The following is a 15,939-nucleotide window of genomic DNA, read 5'->3' as shown; positions in this document are numbered from 1 at the left end:
GTCGTCGGTCCTTTCGGAGGCATTCCGTCGTTGTCGCGCTCTGTTGACTGTCGTCACGGTCTCGTTACGCTGGCAGCGCATCCGTACGGCTGGCAAGACCTCCCGCACCACCGCCGGCCCCCGCGCACCGCCGGCGGTCCCCGCACCTCCACCCTTCCCCGGCACGAGGGGGCGCGACCCGTCATGGAGCTCATGCCGTCGGCCCACGTCGACACCTTCCCCCGCGACAGCCTCCCGCCGCCCGACCGGTGGCCGGACCTGCCGTCCGGACCGGACGTCCCGCGCTACCCGGACCGGCTCAACTGCGGCGCGGAGCTCCTGGACGCGACCGCGGCGCGGCTGGGCCAGGACCGGCCGGCGCTGCGGGACAAGGCGGGCAGCGTCTGGTCGTACGGCGAACTGCGCGAGCGTGCGGACCGGTTCGCGCACACGCTCACCACCGACCTGGGCGTCGTCCCCGGCAACCGCGTGCTGCTGCGCGGCCCCACCACCCCGCTCCTCGCCGCCTGCTGGCTGGCGGTGATGAAGGCGGGGGCGGTCGCCGTGACCGTGCCCGACGCCCAACGGGCCCGCGAACTGGCCGACATCTGCCGCATCGCCCGCATACGGCACGCGCTGTGCGACGCGCGCTCCACCGGCGAGCTCGTCAAGGCGGCCGTGCCCGGGCTGCGGACGACGCCGTTCGGCGGCGGCTCGCCGGGCGATCTGCTGCGGCTGTCGGCAAAGAAACCACCATCGTACGCCGCGGTGGCGACCTCGGCGGACGACGTCGCGCTGATCGCGTTCACCTCGGGGACCACCGGACCACCCAAGGGCTGCCTGCACTTCCACCGGGACGTCCTGGCGATCGCCGACACCTTCTCTGCGCGGGTGCTGCGGCCCCGGCCGGACGACGTCTTCGGCGGCAGCCCGCCGCTCGGCTTCACGTTCGGCCTCGGCGGGCTGCTGGTCTTCCCGCTGCGGGCCGGCGCCTCGACCGTCCTCGCGAGCTGGTCGGGCGCCGGACAGCTGCTCGCGGACGTGCAACGGCAGCGCGTGTCCGTGCTGTTCACCGCCCCGACGGCGTACCGGGCGATGCTCGACCGGATCGGCTCGTACGACACGTCGTCCCTCCGCAGATGCGTCTCCGCGGGCGAACACCTGCCCGCCGCGCTCTGGCACGCCTGGCGGGCGGCCACCGGGCTGCCGTTGATCAACGGGATCGGTGCCACGGAGATGCTGCACATCTTTCTCGCCGCCGACGGCGAAACGTCCCGCCCGGGCACGACCGGACGCCCGGTGCCCGGCTTCGAGACGCGGATCGTCGACGACGCGGGCCGGCCGCTGCCCGACGGCACGCCCGGCCTGCTGGCGGTCCGCGGCCCGGTGGGCTGCCGCTACCTCGCCGACGAGCGGCAGACGACGTACGTCCGGAACGGCTGGAACCTCACCGGCGACCGCTACGTCCGGGACCCCGACGGCTGCCACACCTTCCTCGGCCGCGCCGACGACATGATCGTCTCGGGCGGGCACAACGTCGCGGGCCCCGAGGTCGAGGAGGCGCTGCTCCGCCACCCCGACGTCCTGGAGGCGGCCGTCACCGGGCGGCCGGACGAGCGGCGCGGCGAGGCCGTCGTCGCCCACGTGGTGCTCCGGGCCGGTGTCCCGCGCACCGGGCACACCGCCGACGACCTGCGGGAGTTCACCAAAAAGGAGATCGCCCCCTACAAGTGCCCTCGCGAGATCGTGTTCCTCGACGCGCTGCCGCGCACGCCCACCGGCAAACTCCAGCGGTTCCGGCTGCGTTCGGGAGCTTTACAGTTTCCCCGTGACTGACCACCAGCCGTCCCACACCCCCCGCTCGCTGATCGTCTCCTTCTACGGTGCGTACGGCCGCGGGGCCGCCGGGCGACCGGCCGGCCCGCTGCCGGTCGCGGCGCTGATCCGGCTGCTCGGCGCGGTGGGCGTGGACGCGCCCTCGGTGCGGTCGGCGGTCTCCCGGCTGAAGCGGCGCGGCCTGCTGACCTCCGGGCGGACGGCGGACGGCGCGGCGGGCTACGGACTGTCGGATGCGGCAAGGCAGTTGCTGGACGACGGCGACCGGCGGATCCTCGGCCGACCCGCCGCCCGCCCCGGCGACGGCTGGCTGCTGGCGGTCTTCTCCGTGCCGGAGGAGGAGCGGCACAAGCGGCACCTGCTGCGCTCGCGACTGTCCCGGCTGGGCTTCGGAACTGCGGCGCCGGGCGTCTGGATCGCCCCGGCCCATGTGTACGAGGAGACCCGGCACACGCTCGACCGGCTGGGCCTGGCCCCGTACGTCGACCTGTTCCGCGGCCGGCACCTCGGCTTCGAGCCGACCGCGGAGGCGGTGGCCCGTTGGTGGGACCTGGACGCGCTGGCCCGCCGACACCACGCGTTCCTGGAGGTGTACGAGCCGGTGCTGCGCCGCTGGGCGCGGCGGCGCCCGACACCGCCCGAGGAGGCGTACCGGGACTACCTGCCGGCGCTCGACTCCTGGCGCCGCCTGCCGTACGCCGACCCGGGCCTGCCGGCGGCCGTCCTGCCCGCGGGGTGGCCGGGGGTGCGGTCGGCGCGGGTGTTCACAGCGTTGCATCGGAGACTGCGGGACAGGGGTGGGGAGTTCGTGGCGGGGGTGTTGAGGGGGGAAGAGTGAGACGGGCGATGGGCGCCGGTTTACCTGTGGGGGCCAGGTTTTTCTATGGGTGCGGGTTTCTCTATGGGCGTCGGGTCTCTCTATGGGCGCCGGGTTTCTCTTTGGGCGCCTGGTCCCAAGGGGCGCGCCGGGCCGGACCGGTGTGCCCGAACAGGACGGGGCGCGCCAGGGAGACGGGCGCGCCGGCGGGGCGGGCGCGCCCAAGCCGGGCGGGTACGCGGGGCGGTTGGGCGTGTGCGGCGGGGCGGTCGGGCGTGCGCGGCGGTTGGGCGTGCGCCCGCGTACAGCGCGGCAGCCCATGCGCCTACCCCCTACACTCGCCGCCCGACCGGCGGCGGGCGGCTCCCCGCCCGGTACTGGACCGGCCAGCACACCCCCGGCCCGGCGTACCCCTGCTCGGCCGCCGCGTGCAGCGTCCAGTGCGGGTCGTAGAGGTGCGGCCGGCCGATCGCGCACAGGTCGGCGCGGCCGGCGAGGATCAGCGAGTTGACGTCGTCCCAGGAGGAGATGGCGCCGACGGCGATCACCGGGACGCCCGTCTCACTGCGTATGCGGTCCGCGAACGGCGTCTGGTACGACCGGCCGAACGCGGGCCGCTCGTCGGGGACGACCTGGCCCGTCGAGACGTCCACCGCGTCCGCGCCGTGGGTGGCGAAGGCACGGGCGACGGCGACCGCGTCGTCGGCGGTGGTGCCGCCGGGGGCCCAGTCGGTCGCGGAGATCCGGACGGTCATCGGGCGGTCGGCGGGCCAGACGGCGCGTACCGCGTCGAAGACCTCCAGGGGGTAGGCGAGCCGGCGCGGGAGGTCGCCGCCGTAGGCGTCGTCGCGGTGGTTGGTGAGGGGGGAGAGGAAGGAGGAGAGCAGATAGCCGTGGGCGCAGTGGAGTTCGAGCAGGTCGAAGCCGGCGCGGGCGGCGGAGGCGGCGGCGTCCGCGAACTGCTGCCGGATGACGCCCATTTCGGTCGTGCCGAGCCGCCGCGGCACCTGACTGACGCCCGGCCGGTACGGCAGCGGTGACGGGCCCGCCACCGGCCAGCCGCCCTCCGGCAGGGGGGCGTCGATGCCCTCCCACATCAGCCGCGTCGAGCCCTTGCGGCCGGAGTGGCCGAGTTGCACGCCGACGGCCGTGCCGGAGGCCGCGGTGTGCGCGAAGTCGGTGATCCGGCGCCAGGCGGCCTCGTGCTCGGGTGCGTAGAGGCCGGTGCAGCCGGGGGTGATGCGCCCTTCCGGGCTGACGCAGACCATCTCCGTCATCACCAGCCCCGCGCCGCCCAGGGCGCGCGCCCCGAGGTGGACGAGGTGGAAGTCGCCGGGTGTGCCGTCCGTGGCGGAGTACATGTCCATCGCGGAGACCACGACGCGGTTGCGCAGGGTCAGTCCGCGCAGGGTGAAGGGGGTGAACATGGGCGGGGTGTCGGGCGGAACGCCCGCCTCCGCCTCGACGGCGGCGACGAACGCCGGGTCGCGGAGCCGGAGGTTGTCGTGGGTGACGCGGCGGCTGCGGGTGAGGAGGTCGAAGGCGAAGCGGCGCGGCGTCCGGTCCCGGCGCCACTCCAGCTCCTCGAACCACTCCAGGCTCGCCCGGGCGGCGCGCTGGGTGGACTCGACGAGCGGGCGGCGCTCGGCCTCGTACGCCGCGAGGGCCGCCGGGACGTCTTCGGGGCCACCCGGCCCGGCGAGCCGTCCGGCGAGGGCCAAGGCGTCCTCGACGGCGAGCTTGGTGCCGGAGCCGATCGAGAAGTGGGCGGTGTGCGCGGCGTCGCCGAGCAGCACGGTACGGCCGTACGACCAGCGGGCGTTGACGACGGTGCGGAAGGCCGTCCACGTGGAGCGGTTGGAGCGCAGGGGGCGCCCGCCCAGCGCGTCGGCGAACAGGGCGGCGCACTCCCGGAGCGTCTCCCCCTCGGTGCGCCGGTCGAAGCCGGCCCGGCGCCAGACCTCCTCGCGCATCTCGACGATCACCGTGCTCGCGTCGGGCGCGTAGGGGTAGCCGTGCAGCTGCATCACGCCGTGCTCGGTCTCGGCGATCTCGAAGCGGAAGGCGTCGAAGGCGAAACCGGCGGAGAGCCAGATGTAGCGGCAGCGGTGGGTGGTGAGGGTGGGCCGGAAGTGGTCGGCGTGGGCGGTGCGGGTGGCGCTGTGGACCCCGTCGGCGGCGACGACGAGGTCGTGGTCGCGGGCGAGTTCGGCGGCGGGTGGCGCCTCCGTACGGAACCGCAGGTCGACGCCGAGGCCGCGGCAGCGCTCGTGGAGGATCCGCAGCAGCCGCCGGCGGCCGAGCGCGGCGAAGCCGTGGCCGCCGGAGCGCAGGGCGCGGCCCCGGTGGACGACGTCGATGGCCTCCCAGCGGACGAACGAGCGGCGCAGCGCGGCGTGGACGTCGGAGTCGGCGCTCTCGATGCCGCCGAGCGTCTCGTCGGAGAGGACGACACCGAAACCGAAGGTGTCGTCGGGGGCGTTGCGCTCCCAGAGGGTGATCTCGCGCCCGGGATCCTGACGTTTCAGCAGGGCGGCGGCGTAGAGCCCGCCGGGCCCGCCGCCGATGACCGCGACGCGCACGTCAGACGCCCCGCCAGCGCGGCGTCCGCTTGGCGGTGAACGCCGCGTGGAACTCGGCGTAGTCGGCGCTGTTCATCAGGAGCGCCTGGGTGGCGGCGTCGAGTTCGACGGCGGCGGAGAACGGCATGTCGAGCTCGGCGGTGAGCAGGGCCTTGGTCTGGGCGTGGGCGAGGGCGGGCCCGTCGGCCAGCCGGCGGGCCAGGGCGAGGGCCGCGTCGGCCGCCTCCCCCTCCGGCACCAACTGGCTGATCAGGCCGATGCGTTCGGCCTCGGCGGCGCGGACGGTGTCGCCCAGCACCAGCAACCGGGTGGCGTGGCCCAGGCCGACGACGCGCGGCAGCAGGTAGGCGGCGCCCATGTCGCCGCCGGACAGGCCGACCTTGGTGAAGAGGAAGGCGAACCGGGCCGTGGGGTCGGCGACGCGGAAGTCGGCGGCGAGGGCGAGCACCGCCCCGGCACCGGCGGCGACGCCGTGCAGGGCCGCGACGACGGGGAATGGGCACTCGCGCAGGGCCCGGACGACCTGCCCGGTCATGCGGTTGAAGTCGAGGAGCCGGCGGGTGTCCATGGCGAGGGTGGCGCCGATGATGGCGTCCACGTCCCCGCCGGAGCAGAACCCGCGCCCTTCGCCGCCGAGGACCAGGGCCCGTACCGAGCCGTCCCGGGCGAGTTCGGGGAGCAGGTCGCGCAGGTCCGCGTAGGCGCCGAAGGTGAGGGCGTTGAGCTTGTCCGGCCGGGCGAGGGTGACGGTGGCGACGCCGGAGTCCACGGTCAGACGCAGGTGCCGCCATGCGTCGGTCGTGGCCGCCGAGCCGGTGAAGGGGTTCGCCGGGTTCGTGGGATGTGACGTGTCCGGCGGGGGCGGCGTGTTCGGTGGGTGCGGCGTGTTCGGCGGGTGCGACGGGCTCATGTGCGACGGGCTCATCGGGCGCGGCCTCCTTCAGCCGGGTGGGCTGGTGCCTGCCCGGCGAAGTTATCACCGATGTGTGACTGTCGTCACGAGTGCGCGATGGGCACCGCGGCCTCTCCGGGCGCCTCGGACTCCTCGGGACGGGCCAGGCAGGCCACGAGGAGCGCCTTGATGGTGTGCATCCGGTTCTCCGCCTGGTCCCAGACGACGGAGTGGACGGACTCGAAGACCTCGTCGGTCACTTCGAGGGAGGTGAGGCCGTGCCGTTCGTGGATCTCCCGGGCGACCGAGGTGCCCAGGTCGTGGAAGGCGGGCAGGCAGTGGAGGAACTTCACGGCCGCGTTCCCGGTGGCCCGGAGGACGTCCATGGTGACGGCGTAGGGGGCGAGCAGCGCGATCCGCGCGTCCCACACCTCGCGCGGCTCGCCCATCGAGACCCAGACGTCGGTGGCGACGAAGTCGGCGCCCGCCACGCCCTCGGCGACGTCCTGGGTGAGCGTGACGCGGGCGCCGCTCCAGCGCGCGAGCCGCCGCGCCTGCTCGACGATCTCCGGGTCGGGCCAGAGCTCCTCGGGGGCCACGATGCGGACGTCCATGCCGAGCAGGGCGCCGGTGACGAGGTAGGAGTTGCCCATGTTGTAGCGGGCGTCGCCGAGGTAGGCGAGGGCCACGTGCTCCAGGGGCTTGGCGGTGTGCTCGGAGACGGTGAGGATGTCGGCGAGCATCTGGGTGGGGTGCCACATGTCGGTGAGGCCGTTGAAGACCGGCACCCCGGCGTACGCGGCGAGCTCCTCCAGCGTCTCCTGGGCGTGCCCGCGGTACTGGATGGCGTCGTACATCCGGCCGAGGACCCGGGCGGTGTCCTTGGCGGACTCCTTGTGGCCGAGCTGGGAGCCGGAGGGGTCCAGGTAGGTGGTGCGGGCGCCCTGGTCGGCGGCGGCGACCTCGAAGGCGCAGCGGGTGCGGGTGGAGGTCTTCTCGAAGACCAGCGCGATGTTGCGCCCGGTCAGCCGGGGCACCTCGGTGCCGGCCCGCTTGGCCGCCTTCAGTTCGGCGGCCAGCTCGACGAGGGCGTGGAACTCCTCGGGGCTGAGATCCGTCTCCTTGAGCAGGCCGCGGCCCGCGAGGTCTGTGGCCATGAGGGCTCCCTGAATGCCGTCCGTGCGCTCCGAGTGCGGCGCGTTGCCGGCGCCTCCGCGCTGGAATCATATGCGCTTGATCGCAATATTATGCACTCATCGTCTCATGAGCATCCACCGGCCCTCCAGCCCCACTACCCACTCCGGCGGGACGGGACTCGCACACCGTGCGCTAGGCGACGGGATCCCGCTCCACCGGGCAGCTCATACAGCGCGGCCCGCCCCTACCCCGGCCCAGCTCGCTGCCGGGGATGGTGATGACCTCGATCCCATGCTTGCGCAGGAAGGTGTTGGTCGTCGCGTTGCGTTCGTACGCCACGACCACGCCCGGCTCTATCGCCAGCACGTTGCACCCGTCGTCCCACTGCTCCCGTTCCGCCGCGTGGACGTCCTGCGTCGCGGTGAGCACCCGGATCGAGTCCAGCCCCAGGGCGGCGGCGATGGCCCGGTGCATATGGCCCGGCGGGTGGTCGGTGACCTTCAGCTCCCGCTCGCCCACCCCGGGCTCGATGGTGTACGAGCGGAGCATGCCCAGCCCGGCGTACTGGGTGAAGGTGTCGCCGTCGACCATGGTCATCACCGTGTCCAGGTGCATCACGGCCCGGCGCTTGGGCATGTCCAGCGCCACGATCGTCCGGGCGGAACCGGTGGCGAACAGCCGGTGGGCCAGCATCTCCACGGCCTGCGGGGTGGTCCGTTCGCTCATCCCGATCAGCACCGCGCCCCGCCCGATGACCAGCACGTCCCCGCCCTCGATGGTCGACGGATAGGCGGCCTGGCCCTCCGACCAGACGTGGAAGTCGTCCGCCGCGAACATCGGGTGGTGCCGGTAGACCGCCTCGTAGTGCACGGTCTCGTGCCAACGGGCGGGCCAGCGCATGGCGTTGATGCACACGCCGTCGTAGATCCAGGCGGAGGTGTCGCGGGTGAAGAGGTGGTTGGGCAGCGGGTTGATCAGGAAGCCGTCGAGGTCCATCACGTGGAAGCGGACGGAGACGGGCTCGGCGTGCCTCTCCAGGAACTCCCGCTTGGTCATCCCGCCGACGAGCCAGGACGCCAGCTCGGGGGCGGGCATCCGCTCGAAGGCCGCGCGCAACGGGCCGGTCGCCAGCGGGCCGTACTCCTTCTCGTCGAAGACCCGGTCCAGGACGAGCGTGCGCGCGGCGGGCACCCGCAGGCTCTCCTCCAGCAGGTCCCGGAAGAGGTGCACCTCGACGCCGCGCTCGCGCAGCACGTCGGCGAAGCCGTCGTGCTCGGCGCGTGCGCGGCGGACCCAGAGCACGTCGTCGAAGAGGAGGGCGTCCTTGTTGGACGGGGTGAGCCGCTTCAGCTCCAGGTCCGGGCGGTGCAGGATGACCCGCCGCAGCCGCCCGGCCTCGGAATCGACATGAAATCCCATCCCTCCATCCTCACCTGATTCAGGCGAGATCACCCCGAGTGGCGCGGCGGAACGTCGGATGGGCGGCTCGGACGCGCGGTGTGGGGCCTCAGGCGCGCGGTGTGGGGCCTCAGGCGCGCGGTGGGGCCTCAGGCGCGCATCGTGGCGGCGGGGGGCTCGCGGCGCGGGAGCGTCAGGCACGGGCCTCACGGCGCGGGAGGGTCAGACACGCGCCTCACGGCTGGGCAGGATCAGGCACGCGCCTCACGGCGGGGGAGCGTCAGGCACGCGCCTCACGGCGCGGGAGCGTCAGGCACGCGACGAGGGCGAGCCCGGCGGTCGCCGCCGCGAAGACCCATCCCGCGCGGAGGGCGCCCAGCCCGAGGCGGTGGGCGCCGCCGCCCAGGGCGACGAGCACGGCCACCCCGAGGGCCGTGGCGCCCTGTCGGGACACCATGAGGACCCCCGACCCCAGGGATATCCGGTGCTCCGGCAGCCGCCCGGCCGCCGCGAACATCACCGACTGGCAGAGCGCCGTGCCGACGCCCGCGAGGACGAGCCCGGGCAGGAGCGTTCCGGCGTAACCCGGGTCTGCGGCGTTCACGCTGGTCAGCCACCACAGCGGGGCGGCCGTGAAGCAGACCGCGCCCAGGGTGGCGGCTCCCCGCTCCCCGAGCGCCCGGACGATGCGGCCGGCCAGGGAGGAGACCACGAGCACCGTGCACGGCCAGGGCGCGAGAGCGAGTCCGGAGCGCCGCACCGACCAGCTCCAGACGTCGGAGCAGAGCACGGAGGCGGCGAGCAGCATGGCCGAGTAAGCGAGGAAGTAACCGAACAGCCCGAGGGCGGCGGCCGTGAAGCCCCGGGTGCGGAACAGCGCCGGATCGACGACCGGCTCCGGGACGCGCCGCACGTGCCGGACGCCGAGCCCGGTCGCGACGATCCCGGCGGCGAGCACGCCGAGGGTGGCGGGCGACGTACGGCCCCAGTCGCCGGCCTCGACGACGGCGGTGGTCAGGGCGCCGACCGCGACGAACACCAGCGCCGTCCCCGGCGGATCCCAGCTCTGCCGGCCGGCCGGAGCGGGTCGGGGCAGCAGACGGACACCCGCCACCAGTGCGGCCAGGACGACCGGGACGTTGATGAGGAACACCCACCGCCAGTCGGACGCCGCGAGCAGCCCGCCGAGCACCGGTCCGGCGCTGGCCGCCACGGCGCTGATGGCCGTCCAGACGCCGACGGCCGTGGCGCGTTCGGCGGCGGGGAACGCGGGCAGCGCGAGGGAGAGGGAGGTGGGGACGAGCACGGCCGCGCCGATGCCCTGCACGACCCGGGCGGCGACCAGCCAGCCGAGCCCCGGCGCGACTCCGCAGCCGACGGAGGCCAGTCCGAACACGCTGAGGCCGAGGAGGAACGACCGCCGCCGGCCGACGACGTCGGCCAGCCGCCCGGCCGGGATCAGCAGTGCCGCGAGCACGATGGTGTACGCGTTGAGCACCCACGAGAGCCCGGCCGCCGAGGCAGCGGAGAAGTCCTCGCCGATCACCGGGAAGGCGATGTTGATCGCGGAGACGTCGAGCACGGCGAGGAACTGGGCGGCCGACGCGACGGCGAGAACCAGCCAGCGGCGGGCACCGGCTGGGACGGGGCGGGGTGAGGGGTGGACTGCGGGGCGGGCTGCGGGATGGGGTGCGGACGGCGGGTCGAGCGACTTCACGTGCTCCGGCAGGGACTTCATGCACCCCAGCATCGGAGGGACGGCACACCACCACGAGTGGCAGCAACGACAACGCCCGGTACATTACTGCCATGCCCTCGATCGCCGTGGCAGCCACTGATGGCATGCCGTTCTTCGAATTGGCCATCCCCTGCCATGTGTTCGGGACCGACATCTTCGGCAGCGGCGGCTCGCTCAGTTCCGGCATGGACGATTCCAGCATGGATGGCCCCGACATGGGCGGTTCCGACATAGATGGTCCCGACATCGACGAGGCCGGGTGGAACCGCCACGTCGCTCCCGACGGCTGGTACGACCTGCGCGTCTGCGCCATCGGTACGGCGGAGGGCGACGCGCGCGCCCGCTCGTGGTTCCGCGCGCGGACCCCGCACGGCGTCGACGATCTCGTCACCGCGGACACGGTCCTCGTCCCGGCCTCCGCCGACGTCCACGCCGACCCACCGGGGGAGTTGGTGGAGGCCCTGCGCGAGGCGCACCGGCGGGGCGCGCGGGTGGTGTCCCTGTGCTCGGGCGCGTTCACGCTCGCGGCCACGGGACTGCTGGACGGCCGGACGGCGACGACGCACTGGGGGTACGCGCGGCTGCTCGGCGAGCGCTACCCGGCGGTGCGGGTGGACCCGTCCGTGCTCTACGTCGACCACGGCGACGTCATCACCGGCGCGGGGGCGACCGCGAGCATCGATGTCTGCCTGCACCTGGTGCGCCAGGACTTCGGCGTCGAGGCCGCGAACACGGTGGCCCGCCGGCTGGTCGCGCCCGCCCACCGGCCGGGCGGGCAGGCGCAGTTCATCCGGGCGCCACTGCCCGAGCGCACCGACGACTCCCTGGCACCCCTCCTCCACTGGGCCGTGCAGCGGCTCGCCGAACCCCTGACCGTCGCCGACCTCGCCCGCCAGGCGCACACCAGCCCCCGCACCCTCATCCGCCGCTTCCACGCGGCGACCGGGACGACACCCATGCAGTGGCTCCAGGCCCAGCGCATAACCCGGGCACGGGAGTTGCTGGAGGCGAGCGACGCGTCGGTGGACCGCGTGGCCGAACTCTGCGGCCTGGGCACCGCAGCCAACCTCCGGCGCCGCTTCACCAAGGCGGTCGGCGTGCCCCCGAACGACTACCGCAGGACGTTCCGGGCCCGGCGGGCGGCGTAGAACGGGCGCCTCCCCTTGCTAGGGCACCATTCAGCCCGCCCGGCGTTTGAGGACAGCGCGCGCAGCGCGCTTAGGGGTCTGGGGCGCAGCCCCAGGAATCGGCGAAGGGGTGGGGCCGGGGCAACCCACCCCGGCCGAACCCCGCCCGTCGCCTCACAGCCGCGGGTCGACCGGCTCCGACTCCAGAGCCAGCACCGCGAACACCGCCTCGTGCACCCGCCACAGCGGCTCCCCGTCGGCCAGCCGGTCCAGGGCCTCCAGGCCCAGCGCGTACTCGCGGAGCGCCAGCGACCGCTTGTGGCCGAGGTGGCGGCTGCGGAGGCGGGCGAGGTTGTCCGGGCGGGTGTACTCGGGGCCGTAGATGATCCGCAGGTACTCCCGGCCCCGGCACTTGACGCCCGGCTGGACGAGGCCGCCGTCCTCCTTGCGGAGGTACGCCTGAAGGGGCTTGACCACCATGCCCTCGCCGCCGTCGGCCGTGAGGTCCAGCCACCACCGGACGCCGGCGGCCACGGACGCCTCGTCCTCCGTGTCGACGACGAGCCGGCGCGTGGGGGTGAGGACGCGGTTCACCCACGGGCCGCGGTAACCACAGGGCTGGTTGTTGAGCGCGGCGCCGGTCTCCTCGGCCTCGATCATCCGGTCGATCATGCCCAGTTGCCCGTCGTGCGGCAGCCGGGCGAGGGACCGGCCCTCGGCGGCGAGTATCTGGAACGGCGCCAGCCGTATGCCGTCGAGCCCGTCCGTCCGCCGGGTGCCGGCGGGACGCGGCAGTTCGTCGGGGGACGGCTCGCCGGGCCAACCGCGCGTCGTGTCGCCGACGGGCCAGCAGTACCGTCCGTACGCCTCCGTGAACGCCGTGGCGTCCGCCGCGCGTTCCCGCTGGTGTCCGAGCAGGCCGTCGACGTCCACGCCGCGGGCCGCCGCGCTCTCCAGCGCGGCCAGCGCCGCGGGGAAGACGGCGCGGGAGGCGGCGCCCACGGCCGCGTACTGGTTGCGGAGCAGTCCGCCCGCCTTCAGGGACCAGGGCATCAGCTCGGCGTCCAGCAGCAGCCAGTCCGTACCCAGCTCCTGCCACAGCCCGGCGCCTTCGGCGCTCCGCGCCACGCGGGTCAGCAGCCGGCGCGCGGTCTCCCGGTCGTCGAAGAACGGCCGCCCGGTGCGGGTGACGATCGCCCCCGGGACGCCTTCCGGCGTGTGGAACCGCTCGCGGGCCGTCGCCGCGTCCCGGCAGACCAGGACCACGGCCCGCGACCCCATGTGCTTCTCCTGGCAGACGACCTGACGGACGCCTTCCGCGCGATAGGCGGCGAACGCCTCGGCCGGGTGCTCCAGGTAGCCGTCCTCGCGGGAGGTGGCGCAGGGCGCCATCGTCGGCGGCAGGTAGAACAGTTGGCGCGGGTCCGCGGCGAAGCGGCTCATCACCTCCAGCGCGGCGGCGGCGTTCTCCTCCTTCACGGCGAGCCGGCCCATGTGCCGGGTCTCGACCACGCGGCGCCCGGTGACGTCGGCGAGGTCGAGGGGCCGGCCGTCGGTGCCGCCCGGCGCGTCCTGGGCCAGCGGCCTGGCCGGCTCGTACCAGACCCGTTCGGCGGGCACGTCCACCAGCTCGCGCTCGGGCCAGCGCAGCGCGGTCAGCTTCCCGCCGAAGACGGCCCCGGTGTCGAGGCAGATGGTGTTGTTGAGCCACGTGGCACTGGGGGTGGGGGTGTGGCCGTAGACGACGGCGGCCCGGCCGCGGTAGTCCTCGGCCCAGGGGTAGCGCACGGGCAGGCCGAACTCGTCGGTCTCCCCCGTCGTGTCGCCGTACAGCGCGTGCGAGCGGACGCGGCCGGAGGTGCGGCCGTGGTACTTCTCGGGCAGTCCGGCGTGGCAGACGACGAGCGCCCCGCCGTCCAGCACGTAGTGGCTGACCAGCGACCGGATGAAGGCGTGGGCGCGCTCCCGGAACTCCGGTTCCTCCCGTTCCAGTTGCTCGATCGTCTCCGCCAGGCCGTGGGTGTGCCGGACGGTGCGGCCGGACAGGTGGCGGCCGAGCTTGTTCTCGTGGTTGCCCGGGACGCACAGGGCGTGCCCGGCCTCGACCATGCCCATCGCCAGGCGCAGCACGCCGGGGCTGTCCGGGCCGCGGTCGACCAGGTCGCCGACGAACACGGCGGTGCGCCCCGCCGGGTGCACGGCGTCCACCGGCCGGCCCCGGTCGTCGCGCTCGACGCGGTAGCCGAGCCGGACGAGCAGACTCTCCAACTCCGCGCGGCAGCCGTGCACATCGCCGATGATGTCGAAGGGGCCGGTGAGGTGGCGCAGGTCGTTGAAGCGGCGCTCCCGGACGATCTCGGCGGCCTCGACCTGCTCCGTGCCGCGCAGGACGTGCACCTTGCGGAACCCCTCGCGCTCCAGGTGGCGGAGGGAGCGGCGGAGCTCGCGCTGGTGGCGCTGGATGACGCGGCGCGGGAGCACGGCACGGTCCGGACGGGAGGCGTTGCGCGCGGCGCAGACCTCCTCGGGGACGTCGAGGACGATCGCGACGGGCAGCACGTCGTGCTCGCGGGCGAGCCGGACCAGGTGCTTGCGTGCTTCCGGCTGGACGTTGGTGGCGTCCACCACGGTGAGCCGCCCGGCGGCGAGCCGTTTGCCGGCGATGTAGTGCAGGACGTCGAAGGCGTCGGCGGTCGCCGCCTGGTCGTTGGTGTCGTCGCTGACCAGCCCCCGGCACGTGTCGGAGGAGAGCGTCTCGGTGGGCGCGAAGTGCCGGGCGGCGAAGGTGGACTTGCCGGAGCCGGTGGCGCCGACGAGGGCCACGAGGGAAAGGTCGGGCACGGCGAGGGTGCGCACCTCCGCGTCCGGTGCGCTGTGCGGGGTGACGGTGGTGCTCATGCGGCCTTCGGCTCCTTCGGGGTCGTGTCGGGACCGGTGGGGGTTTCGTCAGGGTTCGGGTCACCGGACGCGTCGCGCCGGAAGACCGCCATCTGGGTCGGCGGCCCGACCTCGGGGTCGTCGGGGCCCACGGGATGGAACTCCGCCCGGTAGCCGTACCGCCGGGCCACCGCGCCGGCCCAGCCGCGGAACTCCTCGCGCGTCCACTCGAAGCGGTGGTCCGCGTGCCGGACGTGCCCGGCGGGCAGGGACTCCCAGCGGACGTTGTACTCCACGTTCGGGGTGGTGACGACGACGGTTCCGGGGCGCGCGGACCCGAACACCGCGTGCTCCAGCGCCGGCAGCCGCACCGGGTCGACGTGCTCGACGACCTCGCTGAGGACGGCGGCGTCGTAACCGGCCAGACGCCGGTCGGTGTAGGCGAGCGAACCCTGGAAGAGGCGCACCCGCGCGGCCTGCCGCTCGTGCATCCGGTCCAGGCGCAGCCTCCGCGACGCCTCCCGCAGCGCGCGCATCGACACGTCGACGCCCACGACCTCCGTGAACCGGGTGTCCTTGAGCAGCTCTCCCACCAACTGCCCCTGTCCGCATCCCAGGTCGAGCACCCGGGCGGCACCGGCGGTGCGCAGGGCGCCGATGATGGCCTCGCGGCGCCGGACGGCCAGCGGCACCGGTTTCTCCTCGGTGTCCACCGTCTCGTCCACAGCGTTGTCGAGCTCCTCGGGCTCCGCGCCCTCGGCCTCGGCGAGCCGGGCCAGGGCGAGCCGTTCGAGGGCGTCCCTGGCGAGGGAGCGGCGGCGGGCGAGGAACCGGTCGGCTATCAGCCGCCGCTCGGGGTGGCCGGCCAGCCACCCCTCGCCGGAGCGGAGCAGTTTGTCCACCTCGTCCGGGGCGACCCAGTAGTGCTTGGCGTCATCCAGCACCGGCAGCAGCACATAGAGCTGCCGCAGCGCGTCGGCGAGCGGCTGCTCGCCCTCCAGCACCAGCGCGACGTACCGGGAGTCGCCCCACTCCGGGAACCGTTCGTCCAGCGGCAGCGGCCGTGCCGTCACCGTCCAGCCGAGCGGCGCGAAGAGGCGTTCCACCAGCCCGGCACCGCCGCGCGCGGGCACCACGGGCAGCTCGATCCGCAAAGGCCAACGCCGGTCGACCAGTTCGGGCCGCGCGGCGCACTTCCCCTTCATCGCGCTGGAGAAGACGCCGCCCAGCGCCACGGCCAGCAGGGAGGACGCGGCGTAGGGCCGGTCGTTGACGTACTGCGCCAGCGCCGCGTCGGGCGCACCGCCGCGCCCCTTGCCGCCGCCCCGCCGCACGAGCGCCACGGAGTCCACCTCCAGCAGCAGCGCCGCCGTGCAGCGCTCCGCCGTCGCCTCCGGGTAGAAGACGTGCGCGGTGCCGTGGGAGGTCGAGAACCGCTGCGCCCGCCCGGGATGCTTGTGCAGCAGGAAACCCAGGTCGGTCGCGGGAACGTCGTCATGGCCGGTCGTACTGATGGTGAGGAACACGCGTCCGAGTATCGCCGCAGGTCCGCCCTC

Annotated in this window: 10 protein-coding genes; 3 read left to right on the top strand and 7 right to left on the bottom strand. The window is 74.2% G+C overall.

All coding sequences use genetic code 11. The annotated features are described in order from the left end of the window. The first annotated feature begins 183 nt into the window (after positions 1-183). Positions 184-1,815, top strand: coding sequence for an AMP-binding protein (locus ACQEVS_RS25910; protein WP_433024029.1), 1,632 nt, complete (start codon positions 184-186; stop codon positions 1,813-1,815). Then, positions 1,808-2,653 carry a PaaX family transcriptional regulator gene (locus ACQEVS_RS25905; protein WP_433024027.1) on the top strand — a complete coding sequence of 282 codons (846 nt, stop codon included), beginning with the start codon at positions 1,808-1,810 and terminating at the stop codon, positions 2,651-2,653. Before ACQEVS_RS25910 ends, ACQEVS_RS25905 begins: the two co-directional genes overlap by 8 nt. 311 nt (positions 2,654-2,964) lie before the next feature. On the opposite strand, the gene ACQEVS_RS25900 is transcribed toward ACQEVS_RS25905, so the two are convergent. The 5 genes from ACQEVS_RS25900 to ACQEVS_RS25880 form a co-directional block, all read right to left on the bottom strand. Continuing rightward, complete coding sequence (locus tag ACQEVS_RS25900) at positions 2,965-5,214, bottom strand: bifunctional salicylyl-CoA 5-hydroxylase/oxidoreductase (protein ID WP_433024025.1); 2,250 nt, start codon at positions 5,212-5,214, stop codon at positions 2,965-2,967. A 1-nt stretch (position 5,215) separates the two neighbouring features. Then, positions 5,216-6,139, bottom strand: a complete 924-nt coding sequence (locus tag ACQEVS_RS25895; RefSeq protein ID WP_433024023.1) for an enoyl-CoA hydratase family protein — start codon at positions 6,137-6,139, stop codon at positions 5,216-5,218. A gap of 71 nt (positions 6,140-6,210) precedes the next feature. After that, positions 6,211-7,263 carry an ornithine carbamoyltransferase gene (gene argF, locus ACQEVS_RS25890; protein WP_433024021.1) on the bottom strand — a complete coding sequence of 351 codons (1,053 nt, stop codon included), beginning with the start codon at positions 7,261-7,263 and terminating at the stop codon, positions 6,211-6,213. Between the two features lie 172 nt (positions 7,264-7,435). Next, positions 7,436-8,662, bottom strand: a complete 1,227-nt coding sequence (locus tag ACQEVS_RS25885) for an arginine deiminase (protein ID WP_433024019.1) — start codon at positions 8,660-8,662, stop codon at positions 7,436-7,438. 259 nt (positions 8,663-8,921) lie between these two features. After that, positions 8,922-10,379, bottom strand: coding sequence for an MFS transporter (locus tag ACQEVS_RS25880; protein ID WP_433024017.1), 1,458 nt, complete (start codon positions 10,377-10,379; stop codon positions 8,922-8,924). A 71-nt stretch (positions 10,380-10,450) separates the two neighbouring features. On the opposite strand from ACQEVS_RS25880, the gene ACQEVS_RS25875 reads away from it, so the two are divergent. Then, positions 10,451-11,527: a helix-turn-helix domain-containing protein gene (locus tag ACQEVS_RS25875; protein WP_433024015.1), complete on the top strand. Its 1,077-nt coding sequence runs from the start codon at positions 10,451-10,453 to the stop codon at positions 11,525-11,527. 153 nt (positions 11,528-11,680) lie between these two features. Here ACQEVS_RS25875 and ACQEVS_RS25870 read toward each other — a convergent pair whose 3' ends face one another. Continuing rightward, the gene (locus tag ACQEVS_RS25870; RefSeq protein WP_433024013.1) at positions 11,681-14,404 is read right to left on the bottom strand and encodes a polynucleotide kinase-phosphatase; all 2,724 of its coding nucleotides are present in this window, start codon (positions 14,402-14,404) and stop codon (positions 11,681-11,683) included. After that, positions 14,401-15,909: a 3' terminal RNA ribose 2'-O-methyltransferase Hen1 gene (locus tag ACQEVS_RS25865; RefSeq protein ID WP_433024011.1), complete on the bottom strand. Its 1,509-nt coding sequence runs from the start codon at positions 15,907-15,909 to the stop codon at positions 14,401-14,403. Before ACQEVS_RS25865 ends, ACQEVS_RS25870 begins: the two co-directional genes overlap by 4 nt. Between the last annotated feature and the right edge of the window lie 30 nt (positions 15,910-15,939).

Source organism: Streptomyces sp. CA-181903, from assembly GCF_050937075.1.
Classification (GTDB): domain Bacteria; phylum Actinomycetota; class Actinomycetes; order Streptomycetales; family Streptomycetaceae; genus Streptomyces.
The sequence above is the reverse complement of the archived record's forward strand: the minus strand, read 5'-3'. Positions and strand labels throughout refer to the sequence as shown.